15 protein-coding genes and 1 pseudogene are annotated in these 18,587 nt (G+C 71.6%); 8 read left to right on the forward strand and 8 right to left on the reverse strand.

All coding sequences use genetic code 11. The features are described 5' to 3' along the window. Window positions 1–139: 139 nt before the first annotated feature. On the reverse strand, window positions 140–2,257 hold the full coding sequence (gene glgX / locus BZY54_RS13645) for a glycogen debranching protein GlgX (RefSeq protein ID WP_086725452.1): 2,118 nt from the start codon (window positions 2,255–2,257) through the stop codon (window positions 140–142). A 256-nt stretch (window positions 2,258–2,513) separates the two neighbouring features. Between glgX and BZY54_RS13650 the strand changes: the two genes are divergently transcribed. From BZY54_RS13650 to BZY54_RS13665, 4 genes are all read left to right on the forward strand, one after another. Beyond that, the gene (locus tag BZY54_RS13650; protein WP_086725453.1) at window positions 2,514–3,323 is read left to right on the forward strand and encodes a Tat pathway signal sequence domain protein; all 810 of its coding nucleotides are present in this window, start codon (window positions 2,514–2,516) and stop codon (window positions 3,321–3,323) included. 55 nt (window positions 3,324–3,378) lie between these two features. Continuing rightward, window positions 3,379–4,713, forward strand: coding sequence for a copper amine oxidase (locus BZY54_RS13655; protein WP_086725454.1), 1,335 nt, complete (start codon window positions 3,379–3,381; stop codon window positions 4,711–4,713). A gap of 102 nt (window positions 4,714–4,815) precedes the next feature. After that, window positions 4,816–6,054, forward strand: coding sequence for an SAV2148 family HEPN domain-containing protein (locus tag BZY54_RS13660; RefSeq protein WP_086725455.1), 1,239 nt, complete (start codon window positions 4,816–4,818; stop codon window positions 6,052–6,054). 134 nt (window positions 6,055–6,188) lie between these two features. Beyond that, entirely contained in the window at window positions 6,189–6,911 is a 723-nt protein-coding gene (locus BZY54_RS13665; protein ID WP_086725456.1) for a 3'-5' exonuclease, read from the forward strand. A gap of 53 nt (window positions 6,912–6,964) precedes the next feature. Here the strand turns inward: BZY54_RS13665 and BZY54_RS13670 are convergent, their stop codons facing one another. Further along, window positions 6,965–7,828 (reverse strand): phosphotransferase enzyme family protein, encoded by an 864-nt coding sequence (locus BZY54_RS13670; protein ID WP_086725457.1) that lies wholly within the window; start codon window positions 7,826–7,828, stop codon window positions 6,965–6,967. Between the two features lie 157 nt (window positions 7,829–7,985). On the opposite strand from BZY54_RS13670, the pseudogene mgt reads away from it, so the two are divergent. Continuing rightward, window positions 7,986–9,231 (forward strand): annotated as a pseudogene (gene mgt / locus BZY54_RS13675) (macrolide-inactivating glycosyltransferase). Between the two features lie 58 nt (window positions 9,232–9,289). Here the strand turns inward: mgt and BZY54_RS13680 are convergent. Next, window positions 9,290–11,533, reverse strand: a complete 2,244-nt coding sequence (locus BZY54_RS13680; RefSeq protein ID WP_086725459.1) for an MMPL family transporter — start codon at window positions 11,531–11,533, stop codon at window positions 9,290–9,292. A 278-nt stretch (window positions 11,534–11,811) separates the two neighbouring features. On the opposite strand from BZY54_RS13680, the gene BZY54_RS13685 reads away from it, so the two are divergent. From BZY54_RS13685 to BZY54_RS13695, 3 genes are read left to right on the forward strand one after another with little or no spacing between them, the layout of a single operon-like run. Further along, complete coding sequence (locus BZY54_RS13685; RefSeq protein ID WP_086725460.1) at window positions 11,812–12,357, forward strand: DUF1697 domain-containing protein; 546 nt, start codon at window positions 11,812–11,814, stop codon at window positions 12,355–12,357. Next, complete coding sequence (locus tag BZY54_RS13690; RefSeq protein ID WP_086725461.1) at window positions 12,354–13,424, forward strand: ketopantoate reductase family protein; 1,071 nt, start codon at window positions 12,354–12,356, stop codon at window positions 13,422–13,424. Before BZY54_RS13685 ends, BZY54_RS13690 begins: the two co-directional genes overlap by 4 nt. 32 nt (window positions 13,425–13,456) lie before the next feature. Next, window positions 13,457–14,092, forward strand: coding sequence for a mycothiol-dependent nitroreductase Rv2466c family protein (locus tag BZY54_RS13695; protein ID WP_086725462.1), 636 nt, complete (start codon window positions 13,457–13,459; stop codon window positions 14,090–14,092). A gap of 124 nt (window positions 14,093–14,216) precedes the next feature. Here BZY54_RS13695 and BZY54_RS13700 read toward each other — a convergent pair whose 3' ends face one another. The 5 genes from BZY54_RS13700 to BZY54_RS13725 form a co-directional block, all read right to left on the reverse strand. Next, window positions 14,217–14,957, reverse strand: a complete 741-nt coding sequence (locus BZY54_RS13700; RefSeq protein WP_086725463.1) for a sirohydrochlorin chelatase — start codon at window positions 14,955–14,957, stop codon at window positions 14,217–14,219. Window positions 14,958–14,963: 6 nt separating this feature from the next. Then, window positions 14,964–15,854 carry an ABC transporter permease gene (locus BZY54_RS13705; RefSeq protein WP_086725464.1) on the reverse strand — a complete coding sequence of 297 codons (891 nt, stop codon included), beginning with the start codon at window positions 15,852–15,854 and terminating at the stop codon, window positions 14,964–14,966. Next, window positions 15,841–16,620, reverse strand: a complete 780-nt coding sequence (locus tag BZY54_RS13710; protein WP_086725465.1) for an ABC transporter ATP-binding protein — start codon at window positions 16,618–16,620, stop codon at window positions 15,841–15,843. Before BZY54_RS13710 ends, BZY54_RS13705 begins: the two co-directional genes overlap by 14 nt. Window positions 16,621–16,655: 35 nt before the next feature. Beyond that, window positions 16,656–17,768: an aliphatic sulfonate ABC transporter substrate-binding protein gene (locus BZY54_RS13715; protein ID WP_086725466.1), complete on the reverse strand. Its 1,113-nt coding sequence runs from the start codon at window positions 17,766–17,768 to the stop codon at window positions 16,656–16,658. A 226-nt stretch (window positions 17,769–17,994) separates the two neighbouring features. Next, the coding region (locus tag BZY54_RS13725; protein ID WP_425276276.1) for an elongation factor 1-alpha C-terminal domain-related protein at window positions 17,995–18,587 on the reverse strand (593 nt) is incomplete at its 5' end.

The raw sequence follows: 18,587 nt of genomic DNA on the forward strand, positions 1-18,587 counted from the left end.
GCGTACGCCCTGGGCGCGGCGGTCCGGCCGACCGCGTACGCGGCCCACCGCACCGCCGGCCCCCGTCCCGTGCGCCCGGCCACCGGCGACCCCGCCGAGGCAGCCCCGTGAGCGCACGCAGGCAGCCTCCGGGCGACGGCTACGCGGGCCGCTGGAGCACCGTGAGGCTGCGGTCCGTGAGTGTCAGCCGGTCACCGGCCCGCACCTTGCGGCCGGTGCGCGGGCGGACCGGGGCGGTCCGGGCCGTGTCGACCACCACCTGCCACTGACGTCCGTGGTCGACGGGAACCACGAAGTCCAGTGGCTTGGGAGCGGCGTTGAACATCAGCAGGAAGGAGTCGTCGGAGATCCGCTCCCCGCGCTGGCCGGGCTCCGAGATCGCGTTGCCGTTGAGGAACACGGTCAGCGCGGAGGCCCGCGCCGAGTCCCAGTCCTGCTGGGTCATCTCCTTCCCCTCCGGGGTGAACCAGGCGATGTCGGACAGATCGTCGTGGGTGCCCTCCACGGGCCGCCCGTGGAAGAAGCGGCGCCTGCGGAAGACCGGGTGCTCCATGCGCAGCCGCGCCATCGCCCGTACGAAGTCCAGCAGCTCGCCGCCCTGCTCACCGGTCTCCGGCCAGCGCACCCAGGACAGCTCGTTGTCCTGGCAGTAGGCGTTGTTGTTGCCCTGCTGGGTGCGGGCGTACTCGTCGCCGTGGCTGAGCATGGGCACGCCCTGGGACAGCATCAGCGTCGCTACGAAGTTGCGCATCTGCCGCGCCCGCAGCCCGAGCACCTCGGGGTCGTCGGTGTCGCCCTCCACGCCGCAGTTCCAGGACCGGTTGTGGTTCTCCCCGTCCCGGTTGTCCTCGCCGTTCGCCTTGTTGTGCTTGTCGTTGTACGACACCAGGTCGTGCAGGGTGAAGCCGTCATGACAGGTCACGAAGTTGATCGAGGCCAGCGGGCGGCGGCCGTCGTCCTGGTAGAGGTCGGAGGAGCCGGTGAGCCGGGAGGCGAACTCCGCCAGCGCCCGCGGCTCGCCCCGCCACAGGTCCCGGACGGTGTCGCGGTACTTGCCGTTCCACTCCGTCCACAGCGGCGGGAAGTTCCCCACCTGGTAGCCGCCCTCGCCCACGTCCCACGGCTCGGCGATCAGCTTCACCTGCGAGACCACCGGGTCCTGCTGCACCAGGTCGAAGAACGACGACAGCCGGTCCACCTCGTGGAACTGGCGCGCCAGGGTCGCCGCGAGGTCGAAGCGGAAGCCGTCGACGTGCATCTCGGTGACCCAGTAGCGCAACGAGTCCATGATCAGCTGGAGCACGTGCGGCGACCGCATGAGCAGGGAGTTCCCGGTGCCCGTGGTGTCCATGTAGTAGCGCGGGTCGTCCGTGAGCCGGTAGTAGCGCGGGTTGTCGATGCCCTTGAAGGACAGCGTGGGCCCCAGGTGGTTGCCCTCGGCGGTGTGGTTGTAGACCACGTCGAGGATGACCTCGATCCCCGCCTCGTGCAGCGCCCGCACCGCCGACTTGAACTCCAGGACCTGCTGACCGCGGTCGCCCCAGGAGGCGTAGGCGTTGTGCGGGGCGAAGAAACCGATCGTGTTGTAGCCCCAGTAGTTGCTCAGCCCCATGTCCACCAGGCGGTGGTCGTTGACGAACTGGTGTACGGGCATCAGCTCCAGCGCCGTCACCCCGAGCTCCGTCAGGTGCTCGATGATCGCCGGATGGGCGAGCGCCGCGTAGGTGCCCCGAAGCTCCTCGGGCAGCCCCGGGTGCCGCATCGTGAGGCCCTTGACGTGCGCCTCGTAGATCACCGTCTCGTGGTAGCCGCGCCGTGGCAGCCGGTCGTCGCCCCAGTCGAAGTACGGGTTGACCACGACCGACGTCATGGTGTGCGGCGCCGAGTCCAGGTCGTTGCGCCGACCGGGGTCGTCGAAGTGGTAGCCGTAGACCTCCTCACCCCACTGGACCGAGCCGCTGATCGCACGCGCGTACGGGTCGAGCAGCAGCTTCGCGGAATTGCAGAGCAGTCCGCGCTCCGGGGCGTACGGGCCGTGCACCCGGAACCCGTACCGCTGTCCGGGCATGATGCCCGGCACGTACGCGTGCCGGACGAACGCGTCGCTCTCCCGCAGTTCCACCGCCGTCTCCGAGCCGTCGTCGTGCAGCAGACACAGCTCTACTCGGTCCGCGGCCTCGGTGAAGACCGCGAAGTTGGTGCCGGCGCCGTCGTACGTGGCACCGAGTGGATACGCCTCTCCAGGCCAGACCTGCATGGACACGACTCTTTCAGGTGTGCGGCGCCGCCGGTGGCGCCTTGGTCCGAGTCTCCCCGAAAGTAAGGGAACCCAGTGCGACCTACGTCCCTCTTACCCGGCGACCAGCGCATACGGGGTATGCCCTCCTTCTCGCTCCACCGGGGGCGTACACCGTATGCCCGAATCAGTGGGACCGATTCGGGACGCTCCCGTGACCAGGGGAGCTTCGGATGCTCCCGCGACCGTGGGGGCTGGGGGAAATAGGGGGAAGATTGTGCGCACAGTAGTGCACCGCCACCTGGGCAAGGTGGTGGCCGGTGCGGCCGTGGCGGTGGTGGGGTGTGCCGCCGTGGTCGCGATCACACTGCCGGGCACGGCGGGGGCCGACGAGCCTGCCGGGAACAGGGCCGGCGCGTCCGTTCGGCAGGCGGCCGACGCGGAGGACGGCGCGGTCGGGCCGGGCGTCGTCGCGCAGGCCCCGGCCGAGGGCGGGAAGGGTACGGGCAGCGACCCGCTGACCGACGACGAGGTCGCCCGGGCCGAGCGCGCCGCCCTGGACCGGCAGCTTCTCGGCGCCGCGAAGAACGTCGACGGAGGCAAGGGCCCGCAGCGCCTCGGCGCCGAACTCGCCGCACCCGAGGCCGGCGAGCTCGACGACCCGCACCCGCCCCGGCGCGCCGACGTCGCCTTCTACGACTACCGCGACGACACCCTCGTCACGAAGACGGTGAACCTCGACACCGGCCAGGTCGAGCGCACCGCCACCCAGCACGACGTGCAGCCGCCGCTGAGCCACGACGAGAACACCGAGGCCGCCCGCATCCTCATCGCCGACCCGCTGGGCGCCGGCCTGCGCGCGGACTACCAGGACGCCACCGGCAGGAAACTCACCTCGCCCGACCAGCTGCTCCTCGACAGCATGGTCTACCGGGCCGGCCCCGGCGCCCAGCCCGCCGTGCTCGCCAAGTGCGGCGAGCACCGCTGCGTACAGCTCTTCCCGAAGGTCCGCGACGGCGGGTGGATCGACGCCCGGTCCTTCGTCATCGACCTCAGCGCCCGCAGGGTCGGCCGGCTCGGCGCCTGAGCCGCCCGCCGCCCTCCCGCCACTTTCCACTCGCTCCTCGAGGGAGTTCTCTGCCATGCCCGTCATCAGAATCAGCCGTGCCCGCCGGCGGGCGGCGCTCGGCCTGACCCTGGCCGCCCTGGCCGTCGGCGCGACCACGGGCGCCGGACCGGCCACCGCTCGCACCGCCGCCCGGGCGCAGGCCGCCGCCGCGGCCCCGGCGGCCGACTGCGGGGCCGCCTACCGCATCGAACAGAAGCTCGCCACCGGCACCACCTGGCGGATGTGCTGGGGCTACGAGCGGGAGGCCGGGCTCGTCCTGGAACACGTCTCCTACCAGCCGCCGGGGGAACCGAAGCCGATCAAGGTGCTGGCCACCGCCAAGCTCGCCCAGATCCACGTCCCCTACGACGACGGCGGCAACGAGTACAGCGACCTGACCCGGGCCGGCTTCGGCTACGGCCTGCTGGACCTGACGCCCGCCGAATGCCCCGGCGGCACTATCAGGACCGTCAAGCTGCCCGAGGGCGGGGACCCGGAGCACCGGCAGGTCAAGGGCCTGTGCACCACCACCCGCTCGCGCGGACACGCCTACCACATGCAGTCCGACCAGAACGGCAGGACGTACCAGGCGCAGGGCAAGGACCTGCTCGTCTACACCGTCAACAAGGTCGGCTGGTACGAGTACATCACCGAGTGGCGCTTCCAGGACGACGGCACCATCCACATGAACATCGGCGCCACCGGCAGCCTCTCGCCCTACGACTACGACGCCGGCGACGGCCGCGGCTGGCCGGTCGGCAAGGGTGCCAAGGCCTACGCCACCAGCCACAGCCACAACGTCTTCTGGCGGCTGAACTTCGACCTGGACGGCTCTTCCAAGGGCCGCGTCGAACAGTACGACTCCCAGGTCAGCGCGCCCGCCCGCGGACAGCAGGGACCGACCGAGAAGACCACCGGCACCAAGGTCGCCAAGGAGCTGGCGGGCGACGCGAGGAACAGCCGCTGGTGGCGCATCGTCAGCGCCACCGGCAAGAACAAGGACGCCCACCCGCGTTCCTACGAGATCGTGCCCGGCGCCACCACGAAGTACCTCGGCCGCCCCTTCACCAAGCACGACATCTACTTCACGGAGTACAACAGGTGCGAGCAGTTCGCCAGTGACAACCTGCGCAACTGCGGGGCCGGGCACGGGAGGTCCGTCGACGCCTGGGTCAACGGGCAGACGCTCACTCACCCGGTGGTGTGGGTGAACGTCGGCTTCCACCACATAGCGCGCGACGAGGACCAGCAGCCGATGCCGGTCCACTGGCAGGGCTTCTCCATCGCTCCGCGCGACGTCACGGCTATGAATCCGCTCACTCCCCCCGCCCTGGCCGACCAGAACGGGCATGTGCGCGACGGAAGTTGAGAAACGAGCTGTCCATCCGGCTGCACCGCGCACCGCTCCCGGAGTACCCTTCCTTGATCGTTGGGATGGGGAGAGCTCGGGGGAGCGGAAGGCGGTGCACGGGTGGGCTCGGGAGGCCTGGAGCTGCCCCCTGGTGACGAGGGTCACGAGGGGCACTCCGCAGACGTCCCGCCCGGTGCGGTGTCCCTGGCCCGGCCCATGGACGCCGGTGCCATCGGGCCGGAACTGGACTGGGACGCCGACGCCTGGCGCGAGGTGCGCACCCGCGCCCAGCGCGCCGGCCGGGCCTACATCTGGCTGAACCTCGTCGAACAGCGGCTGCGCGCCGTCGTCGCCGCCGTGCTGCGCCCTGTCTACGAGCCCGTGCACGGCGACGACTGGGTGGTCGCCGCCGCCGGACCGGCCGGACAGGAGTGGGTGCAGCGCGCGGTGGCCGTCCGCGAGGTCAGCCGCCGCAAGGGCTACCTGCTCGACCCGGCCGACGACAACGTCATCAGCTTCCTCACCCTGCCCCAGCTGCGCGAGCTGATGGTGCAGCACTGGCCCTGCTTCGAGCCCTACCTCGACGAACGCCGGGACGTCGAACTCGCCCTGGACGAGCTGGAGGTGACCCGAAACGTCGTCTCCCGCAACCGGGCCCTGTCCGAGGCGGTGCTCGGCCAGGCCGAGCGTGCCTCCGCCCGCCTGCTGGAGATGCTCGGCACCGCCGGGGACGTGCCCTCCGCCCGGCGACTGCCGGTCGACGCGGTGGAGGACCTGGTCGGCGACCGGTACGCGGACGTGGTCGCCGTACACCCGGACCGGGTGCGGCTGCTGCGCCAGTTCCCGGCCGAGGACATCTTCGGCGGCGCCCGCCGGCTGGACGCCATCGGCATCGGCCTCACCCTGCTCGTGCAGAACTTCTCCGGCCGCCGCCTGGTGCGCCTGGCCGAGTCCGGCTGCCGGGTGCGGCTGCTGTTCCTGAACCCGGCCTCCAGCGCGGTCAAGCGGCGCGAGCGCGAACTCGGGCTCAAGCGAGGGGAGCTGAGCCGCTCGGTGGAGATGAACATCCTGCACATGCGCCGGGTGCGCTCCCGGCTGCGGGACCCGGGCGCCTTCGAGATCCACGTCTACGACGAGACACCGCGCGTCACGGCCTACCTGGTGGACGGCGATGGCTCCGACGGCGTCGCGGTCGTGCAGTCCTACCTGCGGCGCAGCCGGGGCATGGAGGCCCCGGTGTTCGTGCTGCGCAACGGCGGCAAGGTGGTCAGGTCGGACGAGGTCGACGAGGGCGGGCTCTTCGCCGCCTATCGCGAGGAGTTCGAAACGATGTGGGCGGATTCGCGCCCGGTCTCCTGAAAAGCCCTCAGCCCACGGCCGGACGGATCCGGTCGGCGGCGGGCGACGGAAAGCGGAACCCCCTCCTCTGATTGTCAGTGGGGCGTGCGAGGGTGAAGACACAGGGGGAGAGCACCACGAGAAGGGGGGCCGCCATGAGCTGGCACCGGGAGCTGCTGATCGGCTTCGACCTGGAGACCACCGGGACGGATCCGCGTGAGGCGCGCATCGTCACCGCGGCAGTGATCGAGGTCAGGGAGGCAGAGCCGGTCGGGCATCGGGAATGGCTGGCCGATCCGGGCGTTCCGATCCCGGCGGACGCGGTCGCGGTGCACGGGATAAGCAACGAACGGGCCGCCGCAGAGGGCAGCCCGGCCGACCGGGTGGCCGACTCCGTCGCGGACGTCCTGGTGGGCTACTGGAGGACGGGCGTACCGGTCGTTGCGTACAACGCGGCCTTCGACCTGACGCTGCTCTCCGCCGAACTGCGGCGCCACGGGCTGCCGTCGCTGAGCGACCGCCTCGGCGGCGCGGCGCCGGGCCCGGTCATCGACCCGTACACCATCGACCGCCGGGTCGAGCGCTACCGCCCCGGCAAGCGCACCCTGGAAGCGGTCTGCACCGAGTACGGCATCGTGCTCGACGCCGCCCACGACGCCTCGGCCGACGCGCTCGCCGCGGCCCGGCTGGCAGGCGCCATAGCCGGCCGTCACCCCAAGGTCGCCGCCCTCGGCCCGGCGGAACTGCACCGCCGTCAGATCGAGTGGTACGCCGCCTGGGCGGCAGACTTCCAGAACTTCCTGCGCCGCAAGGGCGACACGTCCGCGGTGGTCGACGGGGCATGGCCGCTGCGGCAACTGGCGGGCGAACCCGTCTGACCCAGGCCCGCGACGACCGGCGGGGCGGGGCCGGGCCGCGGGGCGGGCGGTGATCAGAAGGGGTACCAGCGGACCGTCTCGTCGCCGTCCCGGAGGGACGCCACTCGGCGTTCGAACTCGGCCAGGGCCTTGGGGTTGCTCGGCGCGTGCTGGGCCACCCAGGCGCAGCTGGCCGTCTCCCGGGCGCCGCGCAGCACCGAGCAGCCCGCCCACTCCCGCACGTCCCAGCCGTAGGTCGCGGTGAAGGCGTCATAGCCCACCTCGGGCAGGCCGTAGCGGTCCCGGGACAGGGTCATGACCACCAGGTCGTGCTCGCGCAGATCGGCGGAGAAGGTCTCCAGGTCGACCAGGACCGGCCCGTCGGGGCCGATGTGCACATTGCGCGGCAGCGCGTCACCGTGGATCGGGCCGGGCGGCAGATGCGGGGTGAGCGCGGCGGCGGCCGCGGCGAAGCCGTCGCGCCGCTCGCGCAGATACGCCGCGTCCGCCGGGTCGATGGCGTCGCCCGCGAGCCGCAGCCAGCGCTCGACGCCGCCCAGCAGCTCGCGGGGCGGCAGCTCGAAGCCCGGGGCGGGCAGCGCGTGGACGGTGCGCAGCAGTCCGGCCAGGTCCTGTGGTTCGGCGGGACGCACCGGTTCGGGCAGCCGGTGCCACACGGTCACCGGGTGCCCGTCCACCAGCAGCGCCTCGGGCTCGGCGGCGCGCACCACGGGGACGCCGGCCTCGGCGAGCCACACCGCGATCCGCAGCTCGCGCCGCGCCCGCTCCAGCAGCTCGGCGTCGCGGCCCACCTTGACCACGAGATCACCGGCGGCGAACACCGCGTTCTCGCCCAGGGCGAGCAGCCGCGCGTCGCGAGCCGGGCCCGGCAGCACACCCGCCGTGCCCAGGATGTCCCGCGCCCGTGCCTCGTCCATCGCCCGCCTCCATTGTCGGTGGTCATGTCCGCGTTCCGCGGCCGGGCTCGTCGACCGTGCTCGGCGCCCGTGCTCGGCATTCGCGCCCGGCGTCCGGTCCGCGGCCCGTCGTTCGACGCTCAGTGTCGCATCCGTCCAGGTGGGAGCCGCACACGGAATCACATTGCACGATACGTTTCGTCTCGTCTACCGTCGACGGCATGACCACGCCCGCACACATCGCCATGTTCTCCGTCGCCGCCCACGGCCACGTGAACCCCAGCCTGGAGGTGATCCGCGAGCTCGTCGCGCGCGGGCACCGGGTCACGTACGCGATCCCGCCCGTCTTCGCGGACAAGGTCGCCGAGACCGGCGCGGAGGTGAAGCTCTGGAACTCCACGCTGCCCACGCCCGACGACGACCCGTCGGCCTGGGGCACCACGCTGCTGGACAACGTCGAGCCGTTCCTGAACGACGCGATCCAGGCCCTGCCCCAACTGATCGAGGCCTACGCCGGGGACGAGCCCGACCTCGTCCTGCACGACATCACCTCCTACCCGGCCCGGGTCCTCGCCCACCGCTGGGGCGTGCCCGCCATCTCCCTGTCACCGAACCTCGTCGCCTGGGACGGCTACGAGGAGGAGGTCGCCGAGCCGATGTGGGCCGAACCCCGCAGGACCGAGCGGGGCCAGGCCTACTACGCCCGCTTCGAGGCCTGGCTGGCGGAGAACGGGATCACGCAGCACCCGGATCCGTTCGCCGGCCGCCCCGACCGCTCGCTCGTCCTGATCCCACGGGTGCTGCAGCCGCACGCCGACCGGGTCGACGAGCGTGTGCACAGCTTCGTCGGCGCCTGCCAGGGCGACCGCGCGGCGCAGGGCGACTGGCAGCGGCCCGCCGGAGCCGAGAAGGTGGTGCTCGTCTCGCTCGGCTCGTCCTTCACCAAACGGCCCGCCTTCTACCGCGAGTGCGTCAGGGCCTTCGGTGATCTGCCGGGCTGGCACCTGGTGCTGCAGATCGGCAAGCAGGTCGACCCGGCCGAGCTCGGGGACGTACCGGCGAACGTCGAAGTCCGGTCCTGGGTACCGCAGTTGGCGATTCTGCGCAAGGCCGACCTGTTCGTCACGCACGCCGGGGCCGGTGGCAGCCAGGAGGGGCTGGCCACGGCCACCCCGATGATCGCCGTACCGCAGGCCGTCGACCAGTTCGGCAACGCGGACATGCTCCAGGGCCTCGGTGTCGCCCGCCACCTCCCCACGGAGGAGGCGACCGCCGAGACCCTGCGCGCCACCGCCCTCGCCCTCGTCGGCGACCCCGAGGTCGCCCGCCGCCTCAAGGAGATCCAGGCCGACATGGCCCAGGAGGGCGGCACGCCCAGGGCGGCCGATCTCATCGAGGCCGAACTCCGCGCGCTCCGGGCATGAGTGAGGGCCCGTCGGTTCCCCCGGGGAGACCGACGGGCCCACCGGCCGACGGGCCGGGTCAGACCCTCAGCCGCTCACCCTGCTCCGGCACCGAGGAGGCCACCACGACCTCCGGCGCCTCGTCGTGGGTGAGGTCCGGCAGCCGGTGCAGCCACCTCGGCAGGTACCAGTTGCGCTCGCCCAGCAGCGACATCACCGCCGGCAGCAGCACGCCCCGGATGACCGTCGCGTCGATGAGCACCGCGGCCGCCAGGCCCACACCCATCTGCTTCATCGACTGCATCGACAGCGTGCCGAAGATCGCGAACACGGCGACCATGATGACGGCGGCGCTGGTGACGACGCCCGCCGTGGTGACCACGCCGTGCTGGATGGCGTCCTTCGTGCTCCGGCCGCGCAGCCGCGCCTCGCGGATCCGGGAGACCACGAACACGTGGTAGTCCATCGACAGGCCGAACAGGATCACGAAGAGGAACAGCGGCAGCCAGGTGACGATCGCGCCGACGCCCTCCGCGCCCACCAGGGACGCACCCCAGCCGTGCTGGAAGACGGCGACGAGGATGCCGTAGGCGGCGCCCACCGACAGCAGGTTGAGCAGGATCGACGTGATCGCGACGGTCAGCGAGCGGAACGACAGCAGCATCAGCAGGAAGGCGAAGACCACGACGAAGGCGAAGACCGGGACCACCGAGCCGATGAGCTGGTCGTTGAAGTCGTGCGAGCCGGCGACCTGCCCGGTGATCGGCGCAGTCACGCCCTCGACCTTGCCGAACGTGGCGGGCCGCACCTCGTCGCGCAGCTTCTCCAGGCTCTTGCCGGCCCGGTCGAAGTCGGAGCCGCCGACCAGCGGGACGGAGACGAAGGCGATGTTCTTGTCCGCGTACACCTTGACGTCCACCGGGCCGCGCGAGGCGCCCGAACCGACCGCCCGCTCCTTGAACTTCGCGAGCGCCGACTGGACCTCGGGGGCCTTGATGTCCTTGGCCTCGACGACCACCTGGGCCGGCTCGGAGCCGCCGGGGAAGGCGTCGTTGACCCGGTTGTACGTCTGCACGATGGGCAGCGAGTTCCCGAACTCCTGGTCCAGCGTGAGCTGAGAGGTCTTCATGCCGAGCGCCGGCGCCGCCACGGCGAGCAGCGCGCCCACCGCCACGACCACGGAGACCACCGGCCTGGCCAGCACGCCCCGCAGCACGGCCGACCAGAACCGGCTCTCGCCGCCGCCGGTACGGCGCCGCTTCAGGAACGGCAGACGGCCCTTCTCCACCCGCTCACCGAGCAGCGAAAGCAGCGCGGGCAGAACGGTGACGGACCCGACCATGGCGACGGCCACCACGATCAGCGAGGCCAGGCCCATCGCCTCGAACTCGGCGAGCCCGGTGAACAGCATGCCCGCCATGGCCACGCACACCGTGACACCGGAGACGACGATCGCCCGGCCACTGGTCGCCGCGGCGATGCGCAGCGCGGTACCGGCGTCCCGTCCGGCGGCCCGCTCCTCGCGCTCCCGGCGCAGGTAGAACAGGCAGTAGTCGACGCCGACCGCCATGCCGACCAGCAGCATCACGGAGTTGGCGGTGTCGCTCATCGGCTGCAGATGGCTGACGATGCCCATCAGGCCCATCGTCGCCATGATCGCGGTGACGGCCAGCGCCACCGGCAGCAGCGCGGCCACCAGCGCGCCGAAGGCGATCAGCAGAATGCCCAGGGCCACCGGCACGGCCGAGTACTCGGCCTGCTTGAAGTCGTCCCCGAACGCGTCGGCGTACTGCTTGTTCATGCTGGCGCCGCCGATCTCCTCGATCCGCAGCGAGGAGTGGCGCTTCTGGACGTCCTCGACGGCCTTGAGCACCGGCTCGACCCTGTCCTTCGCGGTCTCCGCGTCGCCGCGCATGTCGAACTGCACCAGCGCGCTGCGGCCGTCCCGGGAGATGGTCTTCGTGTCGTACGGGGAGGTCACGTCGGTGACCTTGCCGGTGGCGCCGACGGCCTTCACCACGTCGGCGACGGCGGTCCGGAAGCCGGCGTCGGTGGCCTTGCCGGTGGCGTCCTTCGCCTGGATCAGGACCGTCTCGCTCGCCGGTTCCTTGATCCCCGCGTCCTCGATGATCTTCGCGGCGGTGTGCGTCTCGCCCTTGAGCTGATCGCTGTCCTTGACGTCCACCCGGCCCGCCGCCGAACCCAGCCCCATGGCCAGGACGACGAACAGCACCCATATGCCGACCGCCGCCCACCGGTGCCGGGCGCTCCAGCCGCCGGCCCGCGCGGCGAAGCCCCGCACCCGTGTCTCTCCGCTCCTCATGACGGGACTGCCCCCTCCAGGGCCTTCTCGTCAGGCCCTCGTGCGCGGCGGCGACCCCCTGCCGCCACCTTCCGCATCGACGGTATGGGCCGCGTAAGCCCTGCTCGTCGTGCTGACCGGTGAAGTGGGACGGCCGCCGCTCCTCCCCTCGTACCCCGGTCCCTCCGCATTGGGGAGGACGGCGGCCCCTTACAACTACCCGTGCTTGTCGGGGGCGGTGATCAGGGTGACCGCTCGGAGGACGTACGCTCCGAGGGTGCCCGCTCTAAGGTGGGTGGATGACGATGTACGCGGCGCTGCTGCGCGGAATCAACGTGGGCGGCAACAGAAGGCTTCCGATGGCCGAGCTGCGCACCCTCATGCAGGGACTCGGCCACGGCGAGGTCCGCACCTACCTCCAGAGCGGCCAGGCCGTCTTCGCCTCCGGCCACGGCGACGACGAGTCCCTGGCGGCGGAGCTCGGCGCCGCGATCGAGAAGCGGTTCGGCTTCGCGGTGGACGTGGTCGTGCGCGACCACGCCTATCTGCGGGCCGTGGCCGACGCCTGCCCCTTCCCGGCCGCCGAACTCCAGCCCAAGCAGCTGCACGTGACCTACTACTCCGCCCCCGTCGACGCGGCGCGCTTCGACGGGGTCGACCGGGCGGCCCACCTGCCCGAGGAGTTCCGGCTCGGCGACCGCGCCCTCTACCTGTACGCCCCGGACGGCCTCGGCCGCTCCAAGCTCGCCGAGCAACTGTCCCGGCGCGGGCCGAACAGGGGCCTGATCGCCACGACCCGGAACTGGAACACGGTGGTCAAGCTCGTGGAGATGACGGCGCAGTGACCACAGGGCGCTACATCATCATCGGGGCCGGAGCGGTCGGCGGCGCGATCGGGGGACGGCTGGCACAGAGCGGGCGCGAGGTGGTGCTCGTCGCGCGCGGCGCGCACCTCGCGGCCCTGCGCGCGGGCGGGCTGCGGCTCAGGGTGCCCGAGGGCGAGCTGACCCACCGGCTGCCCGCCGTGGACGGGCCGGACGCGCTCGGCGAACTGCGCGCCGACGACGTGCTGGTCCTGGCCGTCAAGACCCAGGACGCCGAGGCGGCCCTCGCGGCCTGGGGTCCGGCGCCGGTCGCGGGCGGCGGCACGGCCGCCGAGAGGCTGCCCCTGCTGTGCGCGCAGAACGGCGTGGAGGGACAGCGGCTCGCACTGCGCCGCTTCCGGCACGTGTACGGCGTCTGCGTCTGGCTGCCCGCCACCCACGTCGAACCCGGCGTCGTCTCCGCCGCCGGCGCCCCGCTCACCGGCATGCTGCACCTCGGCCGCTACGGTGCTCCAGGGCCGGGCGGCGACGACACGCTGCGGGGGATCGCGGCCGACCTGGAGCGGGCGCACTTCGAGGCGCCCGTCGTGCCGGACGTGGCCCGCTGGCAGTACGCCAAGCTGCTCGGGAACCTCGCCAACGCGATCGAGGCGGTCAGCGGCCCGCTGAAGGACGAGGCGGTACGGGAGCTGTACGACAGGGTGCGGGCCGAGGGCGAGTCGGTGCTCGCCGCCGCCGGCATCGCGTTCGCGAGCCCGGAGGAGCAGAAGGAGGCGCGCGGCGACAAGATCACCCTCGTCCCGCAGGCCGGCGCCCCGCGCGGTGGCGGCTCCTCGTGGCAGTCCCTCGCCCGCGGCACCGGCACCATCGAGGCCGACCACCTCAACGGCGAGATCGTCCTCCTGGGCCGGCTGCACGGCGTCCCCACGCCACTGAACGAACTCCTGCAGCGCCTGGCCGACACGTTCGCCCGTGAGCGCAGGCCGGCGGGGTCGCTGCCACCGGCGGAGCTCCTCCGGCTGGCGGACGAGGCACAGCACGCGCAATGGCGAAATGGGTCAGGGAAAGAGTCGCCGATTGGATCGTGATCTTGTGCCAATCCGGTACTAGCGTCCACGACATGACGCACACCGACCAGGACACCACCCCGCCCACCCGTGTCGACTTCTTCTTCGACCCCGCCTGCCCGTTCGCCTGGATCACCTCCCGGTGGCTGCTGGAGGTCGAGCGCCGGCGGCCGCTCGACCTCCGGTTCCACGTCATGAGCCTGTACCTGCACAACATCGGCAACGAACTGCCCGACTGGTACCGGGAGCTGGTCGACAAGTCGATCGGGCCGGTGCGCGTCGCGGTGGCCGCCGTCGAGCGGCTCGGTGACGAGAAGGTGCTGCGCGACCTCTACACCGCGTTCGGCACCCGGATCCACGAGCGCAGGGAGACGGACTTCGACGCGGTGGTCACCGAGTCCCTCGCCGAACTCGGGCTCCCCGCCGAGCTGGCCGAGGCCGCGCACGACCCGGCGTACGACGCCGCCGTACGCCGCAGCCACGACGCCGGTGCCGAGCCCGACTCGGGCCGCTATGTCGGCACACCCACCATCCATGTCGACAAAACGGTGTGGTTCGGCCCGGTACTGCGGGCGGTTCCCCGCGGCGCCGAGGCGGCCCGGCTCTTCGACAGCTTCCGGGTCCTGGCCTCCCACCCCGACCTCTTCGAGCTCAAGCGAACCCGCACCGGAGCACTGCGCTTCGACTGACCACGAGGCTCCGTCACCGCCCGGTGACGGAGTGACACTTTCGCACTGTGCGACGCAGAAACAGAAGCCGACCAGTGTCACGTCGCCTTCCGGCGGGCGCCGGTCGGCCCGTGCACGGGCCGCCTCAGGCACCGACGGCCGTGATCACCGGCTGCCGTGCGGCGTCGTACCGCTCCAGCAGCACCCGCGCCACCTCCGGCGCCGGGCCGAGCACGTCGGCGAGGACGTCCGCCCCCGCCGCGCCCCGCGCGATGCGGTCCGGCAGGAAGCCGGGAGCCAGGACGTAGGGCGCGACCGCGACCTTCGCGCAGCCCAGCGCCCGCAGTTCGCGCACGGCGTCCTCGGTGCGGGGAAGGGATGCGGAGGCGAACGCAGGCCGCACGGCGCACCAACCGGTGTGCCACCACTCCCGCGCGATACTCGCGATCACTGCGATCGCCTCCGGGTCCGAGGACCCCGCCGAGGCCAGTACGACCCCGGTCGAGGACTTGTCGGCGGGGGAGAGACCCGCCTCGTGCAGCCGGCGTTCCAGCGCCGACGTCAGCAGCGGCGAGGGACCGAGGACGTCGGCCTGCCGGATCCGCAGCCGCGACGGCGCCTGACGCAGCACCGACGGGATGTCCGCCTTGGCGTGGAACGCCCGGGTCAGCAGCAGCGGCAGCGCCACCACGTCCCGTACCCCCTCCGCCTCCAGGGACTCCAGCACGCTTTGCACGGACGGCACGTTGAAGTCCAGGAAGCCGGTCTCCACCCGCAGCCCCGGGCGCATCGCCCGTACCCGGCGGACCAGGGCGTGCACGGTCGCGGCATGGCGCGGATCGCGGCTGCCGTGGGCGATGACCAGAAGAACGGGTGCGGAGACCATGGGCGTTCAGCTCTTCACGAACAGGCCGCGGCTGCGCAGCACCCACCGCTCCAGCGGACTGAAGATCAGCAGGTCGATGGCGATGCCGACGAACAGGATCAGGATGATGGCCTGGAAGACCATGGACATGGAGCTGGCGTTGCGGCCGTTCTCCAGCAGCGCGCCCAGCCCGATGCCCAGGTCGGGCGAGGAGGCGATGATCTCCGCCGCCATCAGCGAGCGCCAGGAGAACGCCCAGCCCTGCTTCAGACCGGCCAGATAGCCCGGCAGCGCGGCCGGCAGGACGATGTGCCAGGCACCCCGCACACCCGTCGCGCCCATCGTGCGCCCCGCCCGCAGGAACAGCGGCGGCACCTGGTCGATGCCCGAGACCAGCCCGTTGGCGATGGACGGGACCGCGCCGAGCAGGATCACCGCGTACATCATCGAGTTGTCCAGGCCCAGCCAGATCACCGCCGGCGGCACCCACGCCACCGACGGCAGCGACTGCAGGCCCGACAGGATCGGGCCGATGGCCGCGCGCACGAACTTCACCCGCGCCACCAGCAGACCCAGCGGGGTGCCGATCGCCAGGGCGAACAGGAAGCCCAGCAGACCCCGCGAGACGGACGTCCAGATGAAGCCGAGCAGCGTGCCCTGCAACCAGGCGTCCTTGAACTCGCCGCCCACATCGGCCGGCGAGGGCAGCTTCGTCGGGTCGTCGACGACCTTGAAGGTGATCAGCGCCTGCCACAGCACCAGGACCACCACGACCGCCGTGATCGGCGGCAGGATCTTGTGGACGAAGGTCTGCCGGAAGGGCGTACGGTCGCTCTCGGTGGCCTCCAGCGCGTCGAGTCCGGCCTCGACACCGGCCAGTTCGGCGCCCTGCGCCGTCTTCGTCTCAGTGCTGGCCATGGCGGCGGATCTCCCCACGCAGTACTTCGGTGATCTCCAGGGACAGCTCCGCGACGGGGGCGTCCTCGATACGGCGCGGCTGCGGAATGTCCACCGTCCACTGGCGGGCCACCCGTCCCGGACGGGAGGACAGCAGTACCACCCGCTGGGCGAGCCGCACCGCCTCGCGCACGTTGTGCGTGACGAACAGCACCGACACGCCGGTCTCCTGCCAGATCCGGGTCAGCTCGTCGTGCAGCACGTCCCGCGTGATGGCGTCCAGGGCCGCGAACGGCTCGTCCATCAGCAGCAGGTTGCTCTCCTGGGCGAGCGCGCGGGCCATCGCCACGCGCTGGCGCATACCGCCCGACAGCTCGTGGACACGCTTGCCGTACGCGCCGCCCAGCCGGACGAGCTCGAGCAGCTCCTCCGCCCTGCCGCGCCGCTCGGGCTTCGCTACGCCCCTCAGCTTCAGGGCGAGCTCGATGTTCTTGCCGGCGGTCAGCCACGGGAACAGGGCGTGCTCCTGGAACATCAGGGCGGGGCGGCCGTCCGTGGTGATGGAGCCGGCGCTCGGCCGGTCCAGGCCCGCCACCAGGTTCAGCAGCGTGGACTTGCCGCAGCCCGAGGCCCCCAGGAGGGTGACGAACTCGCCCGGGGCGACATCGAGACTGATGTCGTCCAGGACCAGCTGCTGCCCGCCCGGAGCCGCGAAGGACTTCGAGACGTTCTCAAGGCGTGCCGCGTGCTCGACGGACTCGGCGGCCTTGGCGAAGGTCGTGGCCATGGTCGTCACCTCCTGGGAACTCTTCGGCTTCGGGCTTACTCGGCGCCGAGACCGGCGTCGCTGACGGTGGGCTCGCCCTCGGCCTCGAGGACCTTGTTCAGGAGGGTGAGGTCGTAGATGCCGGCCAGCTTCGGCTGCTGCAGGAGGCCGGCCTTGACCGCGTGCTGGGCCTCGGTGTTCAGGGTCGCGGCCAGCGGGTCGTCGGTGATCGTGATGGACTTCCACGCCGGGTCCAGGACGTCGGCGGGCAGTGCCTTGCCGGAGTCGGCCGCCAGCTGCCTGTTCGCCGCCGCCTTCGCCTCGTCCGGGTTGGCGTTGATCCACTTGTTGGTGTCGACCGAGGCCTTCAGCACCGCCTCGACGGCCTTGGGGTGAGCCTTGAGGAACTTCTGCGACACGATGATGTTCGTGATCACGAACTTCTTGTCGGGCCACAGGGTGGACTCGTCCAGCAGCACCCTGCCGCCCTCGGCGACCAGCTTGGACGCGGTCGGCTCCGGTACCCAGGCGCCGTCGATCGAGCCGGACTTGTAGGCGTCCGGGGTGACCTTGTTGTCGGTGCGGACCACCGACACGTCGCCCTTGCCGCTCTGCGGGTCGACCTTCCAGCCCTGCTCCGCGATCCAGTTGAGGAACGCCACGTCCTGTGTGTTGCCCAGCTGCGGGGTGGCGATCTTCTTGCCCTTGACGTCCTTCAGGGACGTGATCCTCTTCGGGTTCACCACGAGCTTGACGCCACCGGAGGCCGAACCGCCGATGATGCGCAGGCTCTTGCCGCCGGACTTGGTGTAGCCGTTGATCGCCGGGGAGGGGCCGATCCAGCCGATGTCGATGGAGCCGGAGTTGAGGGCCTCGATCTCGGACGGGCCGGCGTTGAAGATCTGGTACTTGGCCTTGGTGGCCCCGAGTGCCTTCTGGAAGAAGCCCTGCTGGTGGCCGACGAGCGCGGTCGCGTGCGTCACGTTGCCGAAGTAGCCGATCTTGACGGAGTCGAGTCCGTCGATCTTCCGGGCCCCGGCGGCGATCTTCTGGGTGGCGGAGTCGCCCCCGGCCTTCGAGCCGTAGCCGCAGGCGGCGAGGGCGAGGAGTGGAAGGGCGGCGGCCACGGCGAGGCCGCGGCGGAGAAGGGGTGAGCGGGTGGCAGGCACGGGAGGCTGTCCTCTCGTTGGCCCGGCGGTCACGGACTCTCAGGTCGTGGCCGGGAGGTCGGCAGGTCTTCGTCTGCTTCGGCGGTGGGGGGTGAGGGCGCGCGGGCAGTGCGCGTACGTCAGCGCACACATCGCGCCACTCCGCCCTGTCCGCTGCCGAGGGCGCCGCTGCCGACCCGGCCGCCCTCCTTGGCGAACATCGAGTAGAAGTCGGACGAGTTCATGGTCAGAAGTCCCAGCCGTCCTCTTCGGCGGCGTCCTTGACCGGCTCCGGGGCGGCGAAGGACTCGCCGACCATGCCGGCGGTCAGTGTGGTGCCGTCGCTGGGGTCGATCAGGATGAACGAGCCGGTGCGGCGGGAGTCGGCGTAGGAGTCGACGGGCAGCGGCTCGGCGGTGCGGATCTTGACCCGGCCGATGTCGTTGGCGACGAGCTGGCCTGGGTGCGGGTGCAGGGACAGGTCGGCCAGGGTGAGCCGGGACGGGATGTCCTTGACGATGGCCTTGACGGTGCGGGTGCCGTGCTTGAGCAGGACCCGGTGCCCGACGGTGAGGGCCTGGTCGGCGACGTGGCAGACGGTGGCCTCCACGTCCTGGGTGGTGGCGGGCGCGTCCTTGCTCGGCACGATCAGGTCGCCGCGGGAGACGTCGATGTCGTCCTCCAGCAGGATCGTCACCGACTGCGTCGTCCAGGCCACGTCGACCGGCTCGCCGAGCAGGTCGATGCCCGAGATCCGGGTCGTCCGGCCCGACGGCAGCACCGTGACCTCGTCGCCGACCCGGAAGGAACCGGCGGCGATCTGTCCGGCGTAGCCCCGGT

It is taken from the genome of Streptomyces carpinensis, assembly GCF_002154505.1.
GTDB classification, from domain to species: Bacteria; Actinomycetota; Actinomycetes; order Streptomycetales; family Streptomycetaceae; genus Streptomyces; species Streptomyces carpinensis.

Coding starts and splice junctions, on each gene's coding strand:
- BZY54_RS13670 (WP_086725457.1), bottom strand. CDS start 7,828: ATGGACGAGGCACGGGCGCGGGACATCCTGGGCACGGCGGGTGTGCTG.
- BZY54_RS13695 (WP_086725462.1), top strand. CDS start 13,457: ATGACGCACACCGACCAGGACACCACCCCGCCCACCCGTGTCGACTTC.
- glgX (WP_086725452.1), bottom strand. CDS start 2,257: ATGCAGGTCTGGCCTGGAGAGGCGTATCCACTCGGTGCCACGTACGAC.
- BZY54_RS13700 (WP_086725463.1), bottom strand. CDS start 14,957: ATGGTCTCCGCACCCGTTCTTCTGGTCATCGCCCACGGCAGCCGCGAT.
- BZY54_RS13705 (WP_086725464.1), bottom strand. CDS start 15,854: ATGGCCAGCACTGAGACGAAGACGGCGCAGGGCGCCGAACTGGCCGGT.
- BZY54_RS13685 (WP_086725460.1), top strand. CDS start 11,812: ATGACGATGTACGCGGCGCTGCTGCGCGGAATCAACGTGGGCGGCAAC.
- BZY54_RS13710 (WP_086725465.1), bottom strand. CDS start 16,620: ATGGCCACGACCTTCGCCAAGGCCGCCGAGTCCGTCGAGCACGCGGCA.
- BZY54_RS13665 (WP_086725456.1), top strand. CDS start 6,189: ATGAGCTGGCACCGGGAGCTGCTGATCGGCTTCGACCTGGAGACCACC.
- BZY54_RS13655 (WP_086725454.1), top strand. CDS start 3,379: ATGCCCGTCATCAGAATCAGCCGTGCCCGCCGGCGGGCGGCGCTCGGC.
- BZY54_RS13680 (WP_086725459.1), bottom strand. CDS start 11,533: ATGAGGAGCGGAGAGACACGGGTGCGGGGCTTCGCCGCGCGGGCCGGC.